General features: G+C 57.1%; 17 protein-coding genes and 1 tRNA gene. 6 read left to right on the forward strand and 12 right to left on the reverse strand.

Annotation, left to right across the window (positions count from 1 at the left end):
• Positions 1–85 precede the first annotated feature (85 nt).
• The 9 genes from bglX to ACP7B0_RS13790 form a co-directional block, all read right to left on the reverse strand.
• A complete protein-coding gene (gene bglX, locus ACP7B0_RS13750) occupies positions 86–2,404 on the reverse strand; it encodes a beta-glucosidase BglX (RefSeq protein WP_426141953.1) in 2,319 nt (772 codons plus the stop codon).
• Positions 2,397–4,007: a glucan biosynthesis protein gene (locus ACP7B0_RS13755; RefSeq protein WP_426142176.1), complete on the reverse strand. Its 1,611-nt coding sequence runs from the start codon at positions 4,005–4,007 to the stop codon at positions 2,397–2,399. The genes bglX and ACP7B0_RS13755 overlap by 8 nt, the downstream gene beginning before the upstream one ends.
• A gap of 117 nt (positions 4,008–4,124) precedes the next feature.
• On the reverse strand, positions 4,125–4,766 hold the full coding sequence (cysC, locus tag ACP7B0_RS13760; protein WP_426141954.1) for an adenylyl-sulfate kinase: 642 nt from the start codon (positions 4,764–4,766) through the stop codon (positions 4,125–4,127).
• Positions 4,767–4,792: 26 nt separating this feature from the next.
• Entirely contained in the window at positions 4,793–6,037 is a 1,245-nt protein-coding gene (locus tag ACP7B0_RS13765) for an MFS transporter (RefSeq protein WP_426141955.1), read from the reverse strand.
• Positions 6,034–6,828, reverse strand: coding sequence for a class I SAM-dependent methyltransferase (locus ACP7B0_RS13770; RefSeq protein ID WP_426141956.1), 795 nt, complete (start codon positions 6,826–6,828; stop codon positions 6,034–6,036). The genes ACP7B0_RS13765 and ACP7B0_RS13770 overlap by 4 nt, the downstream gene beginning before the upstream one ends.
• Positions 6,809–7,975 (reverse strand): hypothetical protein, encoded by a 1,167-nt coding sequence (locus ACP7B0_RS13775; protein ID WP_426141957.1) that lies wholly within the window; start codon positions 7,973–7,975, stop codon positions 6,809–6,811. Before ACP7B0_RS13775 ends, ACP7B0_RS13770 begins: the two co-directional genes overlap by 20 nt.
• Before the next feature lie 54 nt (positions 7,976–8,029).
• The gene (locus ACP7B0_RS13780) at positions 8,030–8,758 is read right to left on the reverse strand and encodes an SDR family NAD(P)-dependent oxidoreductase (protein WP_426141958.1); all 729 of its coding nucleotides are present in this window, start codon (positions 8,756–8,758) and stop codon (positions 8,030–8,032) included.
• Complete coding sequence (locus tag ACP7B0_RS13785) at positions 8,755–9,498, reverse strand: sulfotransferase family protein (RefSeq protein ID WP_426141959.1); 744 nt, start codon at positions 9,496–9,498, stop codon at positions 8,755–8,757. The genes ACP7B0_RS13780 and ACP7B0_RS13785 overlap by 4 nt, the downstream gene beginning before the upstream one ends.
• Positions 9,495–10,715, reverse strand: coding sequence for a transaldolase family protein (locus tag ACP7B0_RS13790; RefSeq protein ID WP_426141960.1), 1,221 nt, complete (start codon positions 10,713–10,715; stop codon positions 9,495–9,497). Before ACP7B0_RS13790 ends, ACP7B0_RS13785 begins: the two co-directional genes overlap by 4 nt.
• Before the next feature lie 519 nt (positions 10,716–11,234).
• Here ACP7B0_RS13790 and ACP7B0_RS13795 point away from each other — a divergent pair.
• A complete protein-coding gene (locus ACP7B0_RS13795) occupies positions 11,235–11,771 on the forward strand; it encodes a cytochrome b (RefSeq protein WP_426141961.1) in 537 nt (178 codons plus the stop codon).
• A gap of 63 nt (positions 11,772–11,834) precedes the next feature.
• On the opposite strand, the gene ACP7B0_RS13800 is transcribed toward ACP7B0_RS13795, so the two are convergent.
• A complete protein-coding gene (locus tag ACP7B0_RS13800) occupies positions 11,835–12,407 on the reverse strand; it encodes a cysteine hydrolase family protein (protein ID WP_426141962.1) in 573 nt (190 codons plus the stop codon).
• A 362-nt stretch (positions 12,408–12,769) separates the two neighbouring features.
• On the opposite strand from ACP7B0_RS13800, the gene ACP7B0_RS13805 reads away from it, so the two are divergent.
• A tRNA-Ser gene (locus ACP7B0_RS13805) sits at positions 12,770–12,859 on the forward strand.
• A gap of 146 nt (positions 12,860–13,005) precedes the next feature.
• Here the strand turns inward: ACP7B0_RS13805 and ACP7B0_RS13810 are convergent.
• Positions 13,006–13,704 (reverse strand): pentapeptide repeat-containing protein, encoded by a 699-nt coding sequence (locus tag ACP7B0_RS13810; RefSeq protein WP_426141963.1) that lies wholly within the window; start codon positions 13,702–13,704, stop codon positions 13,006–13,008.
• A gap of 674 nt (positions 13,705–14,378) precedes the next feature.
• Here ACP7B0_RS13810 and ACP7B0_RS13815 point away from each other — a divergent pair.
• The 4 genes from ACP7B0_RS13815 (at position 14,379) to ACP7B0_RS13830 (ending at position 17,488) form a co-directional block, all read left to right on the forward strand.
• Entirely contained in the window at positions 14,379–15,044 is a 666-nt protein-coding gene (locus tag ACP7B0_RS13815; RefSeq protein ID WP_426141964.1) for a lipopolysaccharide kinase InaA family protein, read from the forward strand.
• Positions 15,045–15,202: 158 nt separating this feature from the next.
• The gene (locus ACP7B0_RS13820) at positions 15,203–15,496 is read left to right on the forward strand and encodes a DUF6388 family protein (protein ID WP_426141965.1); all 294 of its coding nucleotides are present in this window, start codon (positions 15,203–15,205) and stop codon (positions 15,494–15,496) included.
• Positions 15,497–15,684: 188 nt separating this feature from the next.
• On the forward strand, positions 15,685–16,374 hold the full coding sequence (locus ACP7B0_RS13825) for a crotonase/enoyl-CoA hydratase family protein (RefSeq protein ID WP_426141966.1): 690 nt from the start codon (positions 15,685–15,687) through the stop codon (positions 16,372–16,374).
• 142 nt (positions 16,375–16,516) lie between these two features.
• Positions 16,517–17,488 carry a magnesium and cobalt transport protein CorA gene (locus tag ACP7B0_RS13830; RefSeq protein ID WP_426141967.1) on the forward strand — a complete coding sequence of 324 codons (972 nt, stop codon included), beginning with the start codon at positions 16,517–16,519 and terminating at the stop codon, positions 17,486–17,488.
• A 214-nt stretch (positions 17,489–17,702) separates the two neighbouring features.
• Here ACP7B0_RS13830 and ACP7B0_RS13835 read toward each other — a convergent pair whose 3' ends face one another.
• Positions 17,703–18,422: an amidotransferase gene (locus ACP7B0_RS13835; RefSeq protein WP_426141968.1), complete on the reverse strand. Its 720-nt coding sequence runs from the start codon at positions 18,420–18,422 to the stop codon at positions 17,703–17,705.
• Positions 18,423–18,531 lie beyond the last annotated feature (109 nt).

Here is an 18,531-nt window from a genome sequence, read left to right on the forward strand (position 1 = left end):
CCTTGTCTTGGTACGACCTTTAAAGCATGGCAGAGATCGGTAAAGAACCAAGTTTTATAAGGCACATCCTGTTGATCAGGTGGTATTACGGGTGGGGCGCTGTGTTCGAGGCATCCGCCACCCGTTCTCTGAGCATGCGCGGGATGGCGGAACCCGGCCCGGCGACCAGCGCGCCTGCCATCACCTCGAAACTGGCCTGATTGTCAGTGGCGGAACTGCCTCCGACGAAAACCGTAAATCGACCCGGCTCGACTCGTCGCACAAAGAAGTTATCCAGCAGCGCAAAATCTTCCTGGTCCAGCTGAAACGTCAGCGTTCTGGTTTCATCCGGGGCCAGCGTCACCCGTTGGAAACCGCGCAATAAGCGCACAGGCCGGGTAACGCTGGCCGTGTGTTGGCGCAAATACACCTGCACGACTTCGACGCCCTCACGATGCCCGGTGTTACTGACATCGACCTCCAGGGTCAGCGTCTGGCCGGGTGCAATCTGTCGGGCGCTGAGCCTGGGTGGCTGATAGGCGAACGTGGTGTAGCCCAGCCCGTAACCGAAGGGGTACAGCGGTGTCCAAGGCCCGTCGATGTATTTCGAGGTGCGCTCGACGTCACTACTCGGTGGGCGACCGGTGTTTTTGTGGGCGTAGTAAATGGGCAGTTGCCCGACTGCCCGAGGGAACGTGATGGGCAGCTTGCCACTGGGGTTCACATCACCAAACATGACGTCGGCCACGGCATGGCCCATCTCAGACCCGAGAAACCAGCATTCAAGCATCGCAGGCACCTGGTCCGTCATCGGGGGCAGCGTCAGCGGGCGACCGTTCATAAGCACCACCACCACAGGCCGGCCCGTTTCGACCAGCCCAGCCAGCAGCGCGTCCTGAGCGCCCGGTAAACCCAGCGACATCCGGCTACTGGCTTCGCCGCTCATTCGTACCGTTTCACCCAGCACCGCCACGATGACATCGGCATCGCGACTGGCGTGCAGTGCATCCTCGATGCCCGACCGATCAGGACTTTCAGCCGAGGCCCCCGGCACATAAGTGACCGTCGTCATGGGCGATACGGCTTTTTGTATACCTTCGAGCACCGTGATCGACTCGTCGGCACGACCAAACGCGGACCAGGGCCCCAGGGTGGCCTGGCCATCTGTGGCCAGAGCCCCCACGACCACCAGCTTCTTGAGATTCTTGCGCAGCGGCAGCACCGCCTTGTCATTTTTAAGTAATACGATCGACTTCTGCGCCGCCTCCCTCGCCAGGGCCAGCGTCTCCGGCATTCGTGTCCGCGCTTTTTCGCGGGAGGCATCACTGTAGCGGTAGGGATCTTCAAACAGGCCCAACCGCTGCTTGGCTCGCAGCACGCGCCGCACGGCATCATCCATGGCCTGATGATGAAGCTCGCCCTCACGAACCCGTGCGGGCAACTGCTGTAGATAGAGGCTGCTCATCATGTCGATGTCAACACCGGCGTGGAAAGCCAGCTGCGCGGCGGAGGTTTTTGTCGCCGCCACACCATGCGCGATCAGGTTGTCCACGCCATCCAGGTCGCTGATGACGAGGCCATCGAAGCCCCACTGGACGCGCAACCAATCGTGCAATAACCGGTGGTTGGCGTGCATCGGCGTCCCGGCGACTTCATGGTATCCCGGCATGACCGCATCGGCTCCCGCCTCCACAGCGGCATGAAAGGGCGGGGCATACACTTCCCTGAGCGTGCGTTCCGACAGGTCGGCAATGTTGTAATCACGTCCCGCCTGCGCTGCGCCATAGCCGACGAAATGCTTGGCTGTGGCCATCATTGCAGAGCCATCAGGCAGGCCGGCCCCCTTGAAACCTCGCACACGGGCCACGGCCAGGGCAGATCCCAGAAAAGGGTCTTCCCCCGCGCCTTCAACCACACGCCCCCAGCGTGGATCACGCGCGATATCAACCATCGGCGCATAGGTCCAGTGTATGCCGTGGGCCGCCGCTTCAATGGCCGCAGCCCTTGCCGTGCGCCGAGCCAGTTCAGGGTCCCAGGCAGAGGCTTCAGCAAGGGGAACGGGAAAAACGGTTCGAAAACCGTGGATCACGTCGAAGGCAAACAAGAGGGGAATGCGCAATCGGGACTCTTCGACAGCCAGGCGCTGAAGCGTGCGCGTAGTCTCGGCACCATAAGCCCCGAGCAGCGAGCCCACTTGCCCGCGACGAATGCTGTCGCTCCCCCCTATCTCGACGATGGGCCCAGAGGGCGATGCGCTCACGAAGTACTGGTTGAGCTGCCCGGCCTTCTCTTCAAGGGTCATCCGGCTGACTAGGGTTTCGATCAGATCATTGCTGTTCGGGTCCATGGCAGCGCTGGCGTCGAGCGGAGGGCGCGCGGTCAGTGCCGCCAACAAAAGCACGGTCAGCAAGCGACTATTAACCATGGCCGTCTCCTGCGCGTCCCTCTTCGCAGGCGCTAACCTCTCGTTCGCTGTACAACCCTGGTTCGGCAGCGAACGGGTGATACTGATAAAGCCAGGTCTCCGACAGTGCTTGATCGTCCAGGCGCAGAAACAGGCGCAGTTCGACCGGATCCTTGCCCTCGACACTCAAATCAAAATTCGCCCGCCAATGATCTCGCTTGCCGTCGGGAACAGGTTCCGTGTTCACATCTGAAAGCGTGCCGCGTGAGCAGGAAAGTACGGCCAGTGGAGTCATTCCGACGGGGATTTTGCTCAAGGAACCGCCCTTGAATTCAACGACAAACTTGCGCGCCCCTTCTGGCCGTGACATGCCGGGCCGCCCGCCACGGCCCAGACGCGTCGCCACACAACGCGCCAGCGACGGAGGATAAGGCTCGTCGGATAACCAGTGCAGGCGATATCTCAGGTGAAATTTCTGCGCGGCCCTGGCGGCCAGTTTCGGGACCCACATCGCAACGATATTGTCGTGAGTCTCGTCATCGGTGGGGATTTCCACCAACTGCACACTGCCCTCCCCCCAGTCACCTTGCGGTTCGACCCACAAGCCTGGGCGTCGCTCGTAATACACGTTGTCCTGGTATTGGTCGAAATTCCGCTCGCGCTGCAACAAGCCAAACCCTTTGGGATTGTTATCCGTGAAGGCCGATGCCATGACACGCGGGGCATTATTGAGCGGACGCCAGATGCGCTCGCCGCTGCCTGTCCAGATAGCCAGACCATCCGAGTCATGCACTTCCGGGCGCCAATCGGTGACGGTGGGCTTGGCGGTCTTGGAAAACCAGAACATTGATGTCAGCGGCGCAATACCCAAACGGTCCATGTCTTTGCGCAGGAACAGCGAAGCATCGATATCCATGATCACCCCTTCATCCCGATGCAGGACAAAACGGTAGGCGCCACACACACTGGGGCCATCCAGCAACGCGTATACCGTCACGGCACGGCTGTGTGGGTCCGAAGGGGTTTCAAACCAGATACGGGTAAAGCCGGGAAACTCTTCAGGCTGAGTCGCGTGCGCCACATTCACGGCAATCCCTCTCGCGGAAATACCGACCTGATACTGCTCACCCACAGCACGAAAATAGGAACCCCCAAGGAACGAGACCCAACTGTTGGTTTGCCAATCGAGGGTACGCTGATCGTCGAAACGGCTTTCCTGGAAACTGAAGCCCGCGAAATGATTACCGGGTGGCAACTGGTGGGCCGGGCTGTTTCGGGGCTTGTGGAAGTACGACTCGTCGAAAACGATTTCACGTGACACGCCCTTGTCTACGACATGCATGTTCACGGGCGAACGAAAGTAGGTGCCCAGGTAATAAAAGATGACAGGGTATTGCCCCGGCCCTTGCGCGAAAAGAGCTCGGTTCGTGTCAAATCTGATGGCCCGGTGCGCGTCATAATCGATCCTGGCGAGCACCTCGGCAGGGCCTGATCCGGGAGCAGACCAGGGTTTGAGGGACATTGATTCGGCCAATGCCTTCAAGCTGTCGAACGAAAACGGCTGGGGCTCGCCCAGCAACAATGTTGGCGTGTCGCGGGCCAATGCCGACGGCGATAAACCCATGGCTGCGAACGCGGCAGACAGTGATGAAAAGGCAAGAAGTGAGCGCCGGGTGAGCATGTTTATCCGTCCTTGATAGTCGCTACGTGATGGCCTGCCGCAGAGTGCGTCGTGGTCGCATCAATGTCCGTATAGAGGTTCAAGCGCAGCGCCGAGGCTGGGGTCTGCAAGGCTCAGCCAGGCGCAAATGTCTTCCACTGACTCACCGACACTCAGCAGATCGCTGCGCACATGCACCTCTGGAAAAACCGGCGTTTCGTAAGGGGCATCAATGCCGGTGAAGTTCTTCAGCTCGCCGTTTCGGGCCTTGCGGTACAACCCTTTGGGATCGCGCTGCTCAGCGACGGCCAGAGGCACGTCAACGAAAATTTCAACGAAGCGCTCACTCCCGACAATGGAGCGCGCGTGATGCCGCCCTGCACGCGTGGGTGAGATGAGCGCCACAATAACCGTCAGCCCCGCGTTCGCCATCAAGGCTGCAACCTCGGCCACGCGGCGGACATTCTCTTCGCGGTCAGCCACGCTGAAACCCAGGTCCCGGCACAATCCGTTGCGCAGAACATCGCCATCCAGCATGCAGGTCTTCAGGCCCTCGGCGCGCAATACAAAATCCACAGCATGGGCGATGGTGGTTTTGCCGGACGCGGACAGGCCGGTAAACCACAGGACGCGGCCCTGTTCCCGTGGGACCGTCGGCGATGGGCCCAAAGCATTGGCGAAATATTCATTGGCCACTTGATAGCCACCCACGAAGCTGTCCATAGCGTCTCTCTCATGGTTGTAAACAGTCAGACGCCCCGTCGGGTATCAGGCAGCAGGGCCACCACCAGCAACTGCACCAGTAACAATCCGGCGATGCACAGATAGAGCGGCGCGAAGGAGCCCACCAGTTCCTTGCTGGCACCGCCAAGAAAATTGCCCAGCATGCCGCCCAGGCCAATCAGGACGTTGGCGATACCGAAAGCGCGTGTCAGGCAGGCAAGGGGAACGATGTGTCCCAGATACGTGGGGACCAAACCGAATACCGGGTAAAACGCCAGCGCAAAGAGAAAACCGGCGAGATAAAAACTGCTGTCGGTGTCCAGGCCGTAGACGCACAGACTGGCCAGGCTGGCGCTGGCGAAACACAGCATCAATGCCTTGCGAGCCCCCACGTGATCGGCGATCCAGCCCACCAGAAACCCTGCCGCCATCCCCACGGCCCCGATGGTCGACCAGACGAGCCCGGTGGTGGCAATGGACTTTGAAAGCTCTTCACGCATGAAGGGCGCCAGATACGTTTGAAAAGGCAAGAGCGTCAGGCCGTTGAGAAACGCCACCAGCCAGATCAGGTACAACGGCCCGGACAACCAGCCCGACGTTCCGGACTCCGGCGACCGGTCCACACGGTTGTCTACCGCGTCCGGCGAATGACGCAGCAGGTACCAGGCCGCGATGCAGATCAGAATCGACAGCAGTCCCGCGACCAGCCAGATACTTCGCCAACCGCCATGCAACGTCAGCAGGCTGACCAGCAATCCATTGATGAACACGCCGTAACTGGTGCCGCTGGAGATCAGCCCCATGACGCGCGCGCGCCTGGACGCCGGGAAACGTGTCGCGACGATTTCCGCCAGCGGTATGTAGGCCGACGCCGAACAGCCTCCCAGTAGAATCAGCAACCCTGCGGATATTCCGATCGAATCACTGATGCTCAAGCCCAACAGCGCCAGCGCGGTTGCCAATGTCGAATACAGGCTGATTTTCCAACCCGGCACAACACGGCTGAGGTAGCCGGCCAGAAACGAAAATCCGAGAAACCCGACTTGCGCCCCGCCGGTAATCAGCCCCACCGTGGTGTAGTCGAAACCGATGTCCCGGCGCATATCGACAACCAGATTGGCGAACAGGTAGACACCAAACCCATAGGTGCAGGCGACAAAGCCGGTCAGGACAATCGCCAGCACCACGCCATTGACGGCCCGCCCGGATACCTCGGATACCCCTGTCAACACGGGGTCGACCAGCGGGTCGGTTGCGGGGGTCCTGCTCATTTGGCAATCGCCATGTGAATGATGAAGTCGCAATCCATCGGGTCGTAGACATGGCGAAAATCACCGAACGAACGCGGCCAGAAGAACCCGGCGTTAGCGATTTCACCTTTGAGCGCTTCAGGCAGAATCGGGTAGACCTGCAGTCGCCAGGAAGCGCCATCTGCGAACGTGTAAATAAACTCGCACAACTGATCGCTGACCTGCCCCAGACTCACTTCAGCGTTTCGCCCACAATAGTAATAACGCCCCGATGCCTTGTAGCGGCCCGCACGAATGGCGCGAAAGTTGCGCTGATCCACCAGCAACAGGCCGCCGGGCTTGAGAAGCTGCCTGAAGCGCCGCAATACCCGCTGACGTTCGCCCTGATCAAACACATGGCACAGCGAACTGCCCAGGCACAGCACCGCATCAAAAGTGCCTAGCCTGCGGTAATCCAGGTCCTGCCACTCACACTGCACAACCGGAATCTCCAGGTTCCTGGCTTTGACATTGCTGCGCGCCCGCTCGACCATGGTCGCGCTGCCATCGCACGCCAGCACGTTGAAGCCCGCCCGACGCAACTGCACCGCATGAAACCCGCTGCCTGTGGAAACATCAATGACCGTCTCGGCACCCCACTTGCGCAACAGATCGGTGAAGAAACTGCCCTCCCCCGCAGCACGCTTGTCCCAGTCGATCAACTCGTCCCAGCGACTGACAAAGTCGTGGGTGTATTGGGCTGCATAATCAGCGGCCTGGCCGTGTTCACCGACCGAATCACCCTCGCTGCCCTCACGCCGGATATAAGCCATGTCTGGCACTCCCTTGCTTGCCGATCGACTTCACGAACGCGTGATACCGGCGCCCCAGTTCAGCCGCATACTCGTGAACATCCTTAAGGTCCATACGGGACACGCTATAACCCAACAGCGTTTCCATGATCGCCATCTGCTCGAACTCGAACAGAACGCGACCGTCGGCACGGATTTCAGCAATGCCATCCTGCCGCTGACCGCGCTGATTAATGGCAATCGCCTCGGTACGGGTCAGACAGTAAGGCAATGACAGCCTTACCCCGCCCATTCCGACACTCACCGGGTAGCCGCCTGGCAGGCCGCCGGGACCGGGAGCATGGGTCAGTACTTCGTCTTCGCAGAACAGTTTTTCGATGACGCTGACTGCCGAAGTGGCGGTGAGAAACTGGCCGTCAATGCCACCCATACGGCGAAAATGCGTGCGCACCAGGTTGAAGATCAGCGCCTCGTCAAACTCCCCCGTGCACTCCACGCCATTGACGCGATAGTTCAGCGAATAATTGGCCACGGGGGGCAGCCCGCCACGCGGCACGTAGTGGCTGAAGTAATGCTGTGCGATCAGCCTGACCTGAACCATTTGAGGCGAACACAAGGCCAGGCGCGCAATGGCCATGCGGGTGGCCGGCACCAGATTGGCGACATTACCGATGCCGGTAGCCGGCGCCATGCCCACTTTGTCTAGCACCACGTTCACCGCATCAGGAAACGCGCTGTTGACGACAACAGCCTTGGCTCCCGAATGCCTGACGGCCCGCATCAACTCGTAAGCAGGCGCCAGATGCATGGGCAGCCAAGGGCCAAACTGTGCCTGGTCCAGCGCTTGATACAGGGCACCGGGCAACTGCGTGATCGCTCGCCAGGATTGCAGTGACGCGCAGTTGAGAATGACGTCAGGCCGGATGCGAGAGATGGCCATGGAGTTTTCTTCGACATTGCCCTCGCTCAAATCCATCGCAACGGGATAAATGGTGCAATACGTCCCCAGTTGCAGGCACGACAACTGGATAAGGTTGCAGCTCCTTACGACCTTTTCCAGGTCGCGACTGGCAACGTAAAAAATGAACGCATCGCGGGGTGCGAGTATCTTGAGAATCTGCAGACACAGATCCCCTCCACCCACGATCAGTAATTTTTTCTTTTCCATGACTGTCTCTCCCTGCCTATGAAAAATCGAGCTATGGATAAATAAAGTGTTGCGCTAACGGGGATAGGCGCCGTTATCAACGGCGATAACCTGCCCGGTCATGTGCCGACTTTTTTCTCCCAACAGAAACACGATCACATCGGCCACCGCCGACGGCTGGATCGGATCTTTAAGAATTTCCTGGCGTTCGTATTCCCGGCGTCGGTGCTCAGGAATACGGTCAAAGATCGAGGTATTTCGCACCAGCGCAGGCGACACCGCATTCACCCGGATTGACGGCGCGAAATTCCATGCATTGGCTTTCGTCAAACCAATAACGCCTGCTTTTGTTGCGCCATATAACGCATCGAAACTGCCCACCTCCCCGGCCACGGAAGTGATATTGACGATGCTGCGACTGCCCCCAGCGGACATCTCCCGCTGGGCAAATTCCCGAGACAGATAAACCAGTGACTTCAGGTTCACCGTACACATCTCGTCTATCTGCTCATCGCTGTAATCAAACACACTCTGACCACGATAAAGGCCCGCGTTGTTCACCAGCCCCCCTAGCGATTCGTGACGATAGTAAAGTTGCGGGATGAATGATTTCAGCGTTGAAATATCTGAGAAATCCGCCTCTATAATTTCCAGCTGTTGAGTGTCTGACTCGGCCAGTAATGATTGCAATCCGTTCCTGTCTTTGTCGGCAGCGATTACATAAAACCCCGCCTCCAGACAGGCCTTTGCGGTGGCTCTTCCAATACCATTGGCCGCTCCGGTTATAACAATCTTGTCTTTCATGTTAACCCCAACCCTTTAGTAAATTGATTCATGCGCTCGTAATAGGGTCGATGAAAACGGTAATACCCGATCAATCGTGAGTCACTGTTCACTACGGTGTCATTAATGGGCGAATGGTGCGTCGAATGAATGTGCGTGCTCTGCTCCGCCGCTTTATGCCAGCTGCGCCAGGGCAACCATTGTGTGGGACATTCCTGATTCCAGCTAAGTGCTTGCGGCATGAACGGTAGTTGCAGGTGATCGCACAGTTGCCGGACAGTGGTTTCCGGACTGTGCACAAGATCGTCTGCATTAATGACGTAAGGTATACGCCCGGTCAGCCGCGTCACCTCGCAGAACACTTCATACTGGGCTTTATGGCCAATGGCATCGCGGGGCATCTGCGGATAAATGGCAAAGTGTGAACGGATGGAACTCAAGGGTTCGCGGATAATAAATATATTGTCCTGCTCCAGAAGAAACGCTGGATCTGCTTTCAACTCCGCCAGACAGTGATAACACATATCTTTATGGAAGACGGCGTGCTGCTGGCGGGCTTCGCGCAACAATGCCTTGACCCCTTCATAGGTTGTCGGCAAGCCACACGCCAGGTTATCCGAAGGGATGGACGAATCCTGATTGAAAGCCACATGGGCAAAGGGTTCGTGAAAAACCTCGAAATCCTTGCGTTCGATGAATACCCGCTCCAGCACCGTCGATCTCGAGCGCGGATGGGCCCATAACGCCACCATCCGGTTCATGACCAGGCTCCCGTCTGCGCTTGCAGCATCGGCCTGCGCCCGACTGGCAAACGGGTTCGCACCGACTCGATAAACCCTTCCAGTTCCGGCCGTGCCTCGCAAGCGTATTGGTGGGCCGTTATGAACGCCGGATGTCGGGAGAACTGCACGGCATCAACGCCTCCCAACTCAAAGGCCTGAGTGAAATAGTCGATGAGTAACAGCTTGTCCAAGACCTGATTCGGGATTTGCAGGCTTCGGGCAGGCAAAACCGGCCGCCCCGCACGCTGACGTCGCAGCAAAAACTCGATGATGGGCGCTGGCAGGGTATAGAGGGTGGTTCGCTCACCGGTCCTTTCAAGATGCCAGCATTGCTCGCCCTCCTGGTCGTCCGGATCAAGCTTGATGCTGGAGAGCAGCAGACGGACAGGCGTTTGCCTGGATGCCAGTAACACCTGAATCGCGTCATAAATCGCCAACTCGGCCCAGCGCTTGTCTGCAGTGCTCAATAAGATCCCAAGGCTGTTAGCCTGACGATCGAACTCATCTTCGGCACCATAGCGCCCCATCATAAAGGTGATCACATAGCGGGCATGGGCAACGTTAATGCCGGCAAGAACCGCACGGGCGCGTCCACACTCGATGGCATCCAGCCCGGCGGAAAACTGAGAGACGGTAAAACAAAACGTGTTATTGACCGAACAGCCCTGAGCCACCAGTTGTTCGATAGCCCGATATCCAGCCTGACTACCGGGAACTTTAATCATGATATTCGGCGCCAGCCGGGATAGCTCAAGACCGTGTTCGACCATGGCCGAAACATCATCACTGTAGTGCGGATCAACCTGGGCGGATAACCAGCCGTAACGTTTAGCCGAATGCCGCCACATCGTTTCAAGTTCCGCGGCCCCTTCCAGCACAAGCTGGTTGTAAATTTCTCGGCGAAGCTGGGTTATATCGTTATTCCCATCCAGAGCCCTGATTCGTTCAGCCCAATGACAATCCCTCTCAAACAGCGCAGCATTGATCAATCGTGGATTTGTAGTAGCGCCGGTTATGCCGCAATAGTAATTAGACTGACTATTAGGCAGTAGCGGATCGATTTCACGTGCCCACTCTGGATAACGAGCCACCCTTGAAGCCTTAAAGGCCGTAAAGCAAACCGGCGAAGCATCCCACCACACTTCTGAATCCGGGTTTTCTTTTTTTAACAGACGAAAGTAGCCCACGCCGTTCATTAGAGGCTCCCGATGATCAGAAAACTTAAACTTTCAATGCCAGTAACTAAACGGTTCTCAACAACTTTCCGAATTTCGCTATATCCACTTTTTCGAGCGGTGAGGTAAAGATGGATCCCATCTTAAAACCTGTCAAACTCATGACGGTGGTTTACTGATCATCATTGGATATAAAAATATGCTGTTTTATTTCGATTAACATCTGATTTTGCAAATTCCCACACGCGTGAAACACAATCAGCCCGTCCTGCCCGGAAAATGTAACAGAGGCGATACAGGACTCAAGGAAATGCGTCCGGTCGCCCAGGTAGCGTGATTGTTTCAAAATGAAAAAAGTCCCGCTCGATCACACGTCGCACGTCACAACGTCATAACAGGGGAGTACGTCAGCCCTATTCTTCCCCTCGGGATATTGCTCGATGGCGTGACGGAGCGGATGCTCTGTCCGGCGGTCTGAGAGGAACAAACAAGGACGCAGAGCCTGAAGAATCGCAAAAATCACGAACCAAGGAAAACACCGTGAATACACCTTCCGAACGCTACACCTACAAAGCTCGCTGGTACCACTGGGCAATGGCAATCCTGATCGTGCTTGCCTATGCGCTGATCCTCAGCCGCACGCAGTTCGAACGAGGGTCGCCATCGCGAATATTCGTGGTGCAAACCCATTTCTGGGTGGGCATCCTGGTTCTGATCATGGCGTTTTTTCGGGTCTACGAGCGTCGTCGCAATACGCCGCCAGCCGTCACGCCCCCCATTGAAGGCATTTTGCGTACCGCCGCGACCCTGACCCATTACCTGCTGTATGCTTTTTTGTTCGTCCAGCCATTACTGGGGCTTTTCACGGTACTGATCGAAAAAGGCTCCCTGCCGATCCCGTTGACCCAGGTCCTGATCCCGTCACCTTTTCCGGTTTCCGAAGCGCTCGCCGAATCGCTGGAAGACCTCCACAAGCTGCTGGGAACAATTTTCTACTACGTCATTGGCCTGCATGTGGTGGCCGCGATCTGGCATCACTTTGTGCGTAAGGACAATACGGTCAGGCGGATGGTCTAGGCGCTCCAGCGCAGTAGTACTTCGTCAGCCACGATCAGGGTGGCTGACATCAATCCGTTACGGTCAGGCGTGCTCTGCCGCAACCCCTGCGAGAATGTCGTCGGCGGACAACACGGTGGCGTATTCGCCGTGCAGATTGCCCAATGACATGGCGTGGACTTCTTCCGCACTGTGGGGCGAGCCGAAGAAGTCAGCCTGATCGAAGGTAAAACACGCGTCATGGGCCACGATCACCTCAAAGCCCAGGTTTCCACCCGTACGCGCTGTGGACTCCACGGAATTATTGGTCGCGACCCCGACGATGACCATTTGACTAATGGAGTCGGCCCGCAACTGCTCTTGCAGCGCTGTCCCGCAGAAAGCGTCCGGCACCTGCTTTTGCAGCTCCGATTCACCCTCTACCGGCAAAAACGCCGGCTGGTATTCCACGCCCGACTGCCCCGGCCAGAACACGGAGGTTGGCGTTCGGGAAAAATGCCGCACATGAATCACCGGCCGTCGAGTGCTGCGCCACGCCTGCAACAGCTTGAGCATCTTCGCATCGGCCTCGGGATTGTTGCGACGCCCAAGCCTGGGATGCTGAATGCCCTGTTGCATGTCGATGATGATCAATACGGCGTTGGCATGAATATTCATAGGCGAAGGCTGCGCTCTGACATGAGATAAATGACGTTGGAGGGTGCTGAACACCTGGCCGGGTTATGCCGGGCAACCGGCTCGATCATGACCGGATCCCCGCATTGCGGGCAACGACGCCGGACACTGTATCAGCGTCCACCTGATCCTGAACCCTGGCTTCGCAATCGGGTTCGATGGATGCCACACAGCCGTCATTCCGCCCAACCCCACCGCATTCGCCCCCCACCCACAGCGTCAAACACCCCGCCGACACACGCTCACGACTTAAGCACATGAAAATTCTGAAAAAAACTTTTGCGTTCGGGAAAGCTTTCGACTACATTAGCGCGCCTCGACAGACCAACGGTGTGACGAGATTCGGTGAGGTGTCCGAGAGGCTTAAGGAGCACGCCTGGAAAGTGTGTATACAAGAAATTGTATCGAGGGTTCGAATCCCTCCCTCACCGCCATATTAGAAACAAGCCAAACCCCTGATATTCCTAGCGAATGTCAGGGGTTTTGTGTTTCCGGCGGTCCTGTCAGGACCGATGCACAGTCAAATTGTCGACACTCCCACTGTCAGTGCCGACAACACGCACTGCTGATGTCACCCCAATCAGTCAATCGTCAGTCCCAACCCGGCCAGCAACATACTGGCTTGATTACGAGAAATAATCGCACCTTTAAAGAGTTTGGCATCCACGAGCCGAAGCCCCTGCAAACTTGCTTCACGCAGGTCCGCGTCATCGAACCGCGCATTATTCACGCGCGCCATGGAAAGACTGCCACCGTCAACAAATACCGCTTTACGAAAGTCGCAATACGTCAGATCGGCTTCGCTGAAATCAATAGTGTTCAGTTGAGCCTTATAAAATGAAATACCTGAAAGCATCGCGCTATTAAGCAGGCAGTCATTGAAATTCAAACCCAATGCGGACGCATCACCAAAGTTGGCCCCTGTGAGTTTGCATCCTTGAAAACTCACATGAGCCACTTTGCTGCGTTGCCAGTTTGTGTTGTTCAGGTCACACCGTTCAAACGCTGCATCCGTCAGATCCGCAGACCGGAAAACGGCCTGCCCCGTACGACAGCCAAGCCATCGAGTGCCCGTGAGGTTGGCAGCGGTGAAGTCCGTTCCGCTCATGGTACAGCGCTCCAGATGAGCCCCGGCCAGGTTGATCCGTGCCAGATCCTGGCCGCTCAGGTCAATGCCCGTGCAACGCAATGGTAAGGCGTGACGCGCGACCAGTTCGGCCAGGGGGCACCCTTCAAGTTCTTCGGGACCAACATCGAAGTAATCAGTTTGAGCGTGCATTTCCTCTCCGGACGCAATGTCTGAAGGGAAGCATCTTCGGCTCAACACTCTACAAGATCAATATTGATCTTTTGCGCGGACTGTGTGCAACAATCTTCAGCCGTTACAGCTCAGTAAGTTGCAAGCGTCACCTGCTGATAACGCTTAATATCACGCCGCTGACTACGCCATGGCCGCTTGCGCCAGGCGTGGCTCTTTAAATCTGACGGTCGGTTCTTTGTTGATATAACACTGCCATTTGGCAAATGCGTGTTCTTGACGTGAACGAGCGACTCGCCACTTGCAACTTCCGACGTCGTCAATAGCAAACGACATCATGTCAGCCGTTGCGGCATTCAGATCATGGAGTAGATCACGGCTTCCTTCTGAAACGATTTTAGGATGAGGCATCTTAAGGGTCTTCCGAACTCGATCACTGTCTGACCACGATTTGTGAGATTGGCACCTTCTATTTCCCAATGACTGACGACCGGCCAGTCACAAAATGCATTCACACAGCCAGATTCCAACTTTTACCGTGCCGATGCCCATTGGTTCGCCAACTGACTGACAGGTTTCATGAAACAACGCACGTCATTGCGCTGACAACGTTTTACACATCGACGAAACTGTTAAACAAATGAGACTGTCACAAAATAATAATCAGGCCGGTATGAGTCATCAGGGAGGTTACTGTGCAGGACAATTTCGCGTATTGGTGGGGAACGCAGGGGCCGTGGGTTGAAGAACCCAATGTTCGCCGTAGCGGCACCAGCGGTGTTCAACGCGTTGATCACAACGGCACCATCGTTTATGTAAAGCGCCAGACAGGCCACCTCTACCGCAGCCCTCGCTATCCGTTCGGCAGGCCGACCGTCCTGCGCGAAGGCCATGCGCTGACCCGACTCGACCAGCTCGACGTGGCCGCACCCAAGCCGATCTTTTACGGCGCTCGCAAGGTCGACGGAGTCTGGCAGGGTGTTCTGGTCACACAGGACCTCAATGGGTTTCAGGATCTGGACTCCTGGTACGCCGAGGGTGCTCGCGAGCGCTATACGCCCGAAGAACACCTTCGGCTGTTCGAGCGGTTGGCATTTATGTTATCGCGCATGCACCTCGGCTACTGGCAACACAGTTGCATGCGGTCCAAACATATCTTTGTGAAAGTTGCCGCTTCCATTGACGGCCCGCAATTCGAACTGGCTTTGCTGGATCTGGAGAAATCCCATCGCCGGATGACATCCATAGGTGCTGCGCGTCACGACCTGCGTCAGTTACGACGCCATTGCCCGTGGAGCGATGCCGAATGGACGTACTTTCTCAAGGTGTATAACGCCGAGTTCGGACGAGCGATCGAGTGACGGGTTTGTCGGCCGTGCAAGCACGGCCTTACCCGCAAAGATGTCCGACTCGCACTGGAAGCCAAACGTCCTATCGCGCACAATCGCGCTTTGCCGTCGAGTCCGCCAGCGTGCGGCCCCGACCTCTTCGACTCGATCCAAACCTGCAGGAGTACCGCATGAACCTACTTGAATGGAACGACGTCGCACTGGCCAAATACCTCACCACCAACCCGACCCTCAAGGCCGAAATCCAGGCGCTGAGTGCCGAAGAGCAGAAGCAGCAGACGCAATGGGCGTTCGAGGATGAAGCCGAAGACCTCGGCATCGAACCCTGGGAGCTGGCGCTGCAACTGGTGGCCGAATCCCCTGAGCAACTCAAGTCCATGCGCCTTGAAGCTCACCATCAAGTCGCAGAAGCGTTGGGCATGGACTGGGATGAATACCGCGAATTGAACGACATCGACGAGTAAAACCCACACAACAGGCCTCGAGGGCAAACGACCTATGGCTCGCGACCTGCGTTGCATGCTGCAGTCCGCCGTTGCAGCGCGTGGGACGGTCTTTTTTTGCAGTTGCAAATTGACTCGCCAGTCATTGCTTTACCTCGTCGCCGACGGTGAGTAACGTCTGCTGACTTCAATAAAAAGGAAATCGTGACATGAGTGAGTTGATCTCGTACCACCTGGAAGACGGCATTGCCACGCTGACCTTGAGCAACGGCAAGGTCAACGCCATTTCCCCAGAAGTGGTCGCGGCATTCAACAGCGCGCTGGATCAGGCCGAAAAAGATTGCGCAGTGGTGATCATCACTGGCCAGCCAGGGATTCTTTCCGGCGGCTACGACCTGAAGGTCATGACCTCAAGCCCGGAAGCGGCGATCAACCTGGTCAAGCAGGGCTCCACCCTGTCCCGCCGCCTGCTCTCGCACCCCTTTCCTGTGGTCATCGCCTGCCCGGGCCATGCAGTTGCCAAAGGCGCTTTCCTGCTGCTGTCGGCCGATTACCGGATCGGCGTCGATGGCCCGTTCAGCATCGGCCTCAACGAAGTTCAGATCGGCATGACCATGCACCATGTCGGCATCGAACTGGCTCGCGATCGCTTGCGTAAGTCAGCCTTTCACCGCTCGGTTATCAACGGCGAGATGTTCGATCCCAAGGGCGCGGTGGATGCAGGTTTCCTCGACAAGCTGGTGAGCGTCGACGAGCTGCACGAAGCAGCCCGCACCGCAGCGCTGCAGTTGAAGAAGATCAACATGAATGCCCACAAGAACACTAAGCTCAAAGTGCGCAAGGCCCTGCTGGACACCCTGGACGCGGCTATCGTCACCGATCAGCAACATCCCCTGTAATCGGCGATGACGCAGTGAAAGCCCGCAGCTCAGACGATACTGCGGGCTTTTTTCGGGTGCCGAACTCGCAGCATCCTGCCGACTCTCATGCAGTGGAGCGCTCAGGCGCTAACAGACACAGACTATAAGAAGCGAAATCAACATGGGCCGAGTCGTCGCTGCCGCGGTTTACAGTGCAGGCAAGAAAGTCACCAATATCACCCTCGACGAAGGCGCAGCGTGGGCTGCAAAGCCTGGGCACTTCGTTTGGATCGGGTTGGAACAGCCTGATGCCAGCGAACTGACCAGCCTGAAAAAACAGTTCAACCTCCATGAACTGGCCCTCGAAGATGCCATGGAAGTTCACAGCCGACCGAAGCTGGAAACCTTTGGTGATGCCCTGTTCATCGTGACGTACGCGCCGGTGCGCGAAAACGGCAGGCTTGAATTCATCGAAACCCACATCTTTGCCGGCAAGGGTTACATCATCACCTCCCGCAACGGCCACTCGAAGTCTTACGGCGTGGTGCGCCAACGCTGCGAAGCCCGGCCCTTGCTGCTCGAACACGGCGAGGATTTCGTGCTGTATGCCCTGCTGGACTTCGTGACCGAGAACTACCAGCCGGTGACCGAGGCGATTCACGGTGAACTCGAAAACCTGGAACACAGCGTACTCACAGGCTCCTTGAAGGAATCCGATATCCAGCGCATTCACAGCCTGCGCCGTGATCTGCTGCGTCTATGGCGATACGTCGCGCCCATGGTAGAAGTCGGAGAGGAGTTGCAACGGCTGGACTTCCCGTTCATTGACAAGAACATGCGCCCGTACTTTCGGGACGTGGAAATCCATGTCAAACGCCAGATGGAAGACTTGGGTAACCTGCGGGATATCGCCAGCCAGACCATCGAGATCGGGCTGCTGCTGGAGTCTTCGCGACAAAGCATCGTGCAGCGCAAGTTTGCCGCCTGGGCGGCGATCCTGGCTTTCCCCACGGCCATTGCCGGGATCTACGGCATGAACTTTGAAAACATGCCGGAGCTGACCTGGCATTACGGCTACTTTGCCGTCCTGGGCATCATCGTGGGGGGTTGCACTGCCTTGTTTGCCAGCTTCAAGCGGTCGGGATGGCTCTGATAAAGCGGCAGGTTCAAGGTTCACGCTGCACGCCAGAACCCACTCCGCCTGCAGCGTGCAACATGCCGCTTGTAGAACCGGCTTTAGCCGGAAAGGCGTAGCGCCTGACGAAGCAGATGGGTTGCCTGTACCGGCCTCTTCCCGCCTGAAGCCGGTCCCACGAGGAGAACTGCGCCCCAAAGTCTGGAGAGGTGCCCAGCTTTTGGGGTTCGGTTCAGACCGCTGCTTTGTGCGCCACGAAGCGCATCATCCACTCGGCCACCGTTGTGCCGTTGTGCTCGTAGTCCAGGCTGGCAATCCCCTTCTGATAAATGTGTTCGCCCAGGCATTGCTGGCGAATATCCAGCAGGGTGCGCGAGTAATCGTGGATGAATTCCGGATGCCCCTGGAAGCACAGCACTTGATCATTGATGTGATAAGCGGCAAACGGGCAGAACTCGCTTGAAGCAATGACCGTGGCGTTTTCCGGCAATGCGGTGACCTGATCCTGATGGCTGATCAGCAAGGTCAGCTTCTCCATGGCGGGGCTCATCCACGGTGTTGCAGGTGCCAAGTCGTAATGATGAATGCCCACGCCCCAGCCCTGGGTCGCACGCTCACTCTTGCCCCCGAGCAACAAGGCCAGCAATTGATGCCCGAAACAGATCCCCAGCAATTTGTCGCCGCGTTGGTAGCGCTCAAGCAGATAGGTTTTGAGGGTTTGAATCCACGGATCGGTGCCGAACGAATCAGCCTTGCTGCCGGTCACCAGGTACGCGTCAAAACGCTCATCTTCAGGGGGGTAATTCCCCTGCATGACGTTGTAGACCGTGAACTCGGCGGTAATGGGTTGCTGCGCAAAAAGCCGTTCGAACATCCGTCCGTAACCCTGATATTGCTCGACCAGTTCAGGGCGAAGGACGTCGGTTTCCAGAATGCAAATGCGTAACGGCATAAGAAAAAGTACCTGAAGCGGTAAAGGCGGTAATGCACTGACAAAGCCTGCCTTGAACCGGCACCGTAAGGCAAGAGGCTATTTGCCTGCCTGTGCGTTATTACCTGAA

Source organism: Pseudomonas sp. DWP3-1-2 (assembly GCF_049896285.1).
Lineage (GTDB): Bacteria > Pseudomonadota > Gammaproteobacteria > Pseudomonadales > Pseudomonadaceae > Aquipseudomonas.